At 62.7% G+C, this 1,844-nt stretch carries 2 protein-coding genes; both read right to left on the bottom strand.

Annotated elements, in window-relative coordinates; all coding sequences use genetic code 11:
- Positions 1–1,348: type 4b pilus protein PilO2 (gene pilO2, locus WM40_RS26680; protein ID WP_046154588.1), on the bottom strand; the 1,348-nt coding region annotated here is incomplete at its 3' end.
- Between the two features lie 2 nt (positions 1,349–1,350).
- On the bottom strand, positions 1,351–1,844 hold a 494-nt coding region (locus tag WM40_RS26675), incomplete at its 5' end, for a hypothetical protein (RefSeq protein ID WP_046154587.1).

The following is a 1,844-nucleotide window of genomic DNA, read 5'->3' as shown; positions in this document are numbered from 1 at the left end:
AATCGAACTGGAAGTCGGTTTTAGGAGCGCCGAGCACAGGGTGCTTATGACCTCCTGGCATCGCAGGCTTGGGCGCGGTCTTCGCGATGTCGGCTTCGACCTGGCGCACGGCGGGCGCATTGTCATTGGCCGTGTAAAGATCGAAAGCCACCGACCAGGCCGCACCGGCGTTTTGCGCGTGGCCCGCGCCGGTCCAACTGATGGAACGAAGACGTAGGCCCAAGATCCGCGAGGCATCGTTAGACCACCCGAGCCAGGGCGGTGTGCCCGTGCCGATCGTCAGGGTGTTGAGCAGCCAAGGCTTGGGGGAGGTCGTGCCCTTCTTGCCGCCAGGCAGCGCAGGCTCGGGCTCACGCACCTGCTGTAGGTTCAGCGCAAAGCCATAGCGCGATGCCAAGGCCCACGCCGCACGCGAAGCGGCATCCTGTGACAACACACCGGGAGCACCGACATCCAATTGCGCCGGGAAAGATTGTGCTTGCGTGGCCGAGTCGCCCTTGACGCCGAGGCGGCCTGGTGCATCCAGGGCCGATCCACCGGCATTCTTCCACGCGATTGCAAGCGCGACACTCTCGCGCGCCGGCGTACACGTCCAGGAGGCGAGATCCCAGCCCGCGATGCTCAGCAGCTGTCTGTTCCACGCGTTGCGACATGCGTCGGTACCGGCCATGACGCTTGGCAATGTCGACCAAGGCAACACATCGGTCGGAGCGTCGCGCTTGGCGCGTAGCGCCGCCTCGATCGCTTGTTGACGTTTTTTTGCCGCACGCGCCTCTGCCTCCAGCTGCGCGTCGCGATAATGCAGGAAGACCGCAGCGGCAATCGCTATCGCCAAGACACTGCCCCCAATTACTGCGGCGGTGAGCTCCGGGCGGCTTTGCAGGTCGCGCAGCGGCAGGCGCTTCTGATCGATCGTGGCAACCAGGTCCTCAATCGTTCCTTCTTTTTCTGTCCACTCCAGGCTTTTGAACTGCTTCTTGAGACTTAAAATCTCCGGGAGCGAGCCCACTACGTCGCCACCGGGAATGATTTCATTCCCATCGCGCACCGCGATCAGCCAATACCGCGTATTGCTCAGCTTGTAGACGCCCATCCAGGGCGGCGGGAAGAGTTCGGCCACACTGGCGCCTAAGGCTGCGATCGATCGCGGCGACTTCGCGCCCTCGATCGGATCGCAATAGCAAATCTGGATCGCGCCGGTCGCCGTTTTACGCACTGCGCCCCACCGCCCCATCTGCTGGCCGAGTACATACAGCTCCCTCCTGCGCGGCAGCTTGTCTTCGTGACGCCAATTCAAGCCGACGGCGTACTGACCTTTGACGCCCGGCAATTCGATCAATTCGGCCATGATCAGACCCGCAGCTCGCGCGTCACCTTGCCGCGCTTAAGCACCACCATCGTGTCTGTGATGTCGGATACAAGCCAGTCGTCCAGCTTGTCCCCGATATGGACCAAGCGCTGCGCGCCGTCATCCGAGACGATGGCCTGATAGCGTCCGTCATAGGCACTGATCGATACCGCCGACAAGCCTTTTTGCACGGCAGGTGCCGCATCGAGCGAACCGGCATTCGGCAGGTTTGGCAAATTCGGCATGATCGCGCTCGACATGGCACCGCCTAAGGCCGCCGGCGCATTTGCGTCGCGGATCTTGCGCTTGAGTTCGGCTACGTGCAGCTCGACTTCGAGCACCGCCGCTTCGGAATTCAGTGCTGCCAGACGGGCGGCGGGACTTGCGCCGGCATCAGTAACAGCGGCGGCCACCGGCGGTACCGGAAGCTCGTCAGCGGCATATGCAAGATGCGCGCTCAACATCAAGGCAACGCTCAGTGCGCCAACACTTACAC

The organism is Robbsia andropogonis (genome assembly GCF_000970345.1).
Taxonomy (GTDB): domain Bacteria; phylum Pseudomonadota; class Gammaproteobacteria; order Burkholderiales; family Burkholderiaceae; genus Robbsia; species Robbsia andropogonis.
This window is presented reverse-complemented; position numbering and strand designations above follow the sequence as displayed.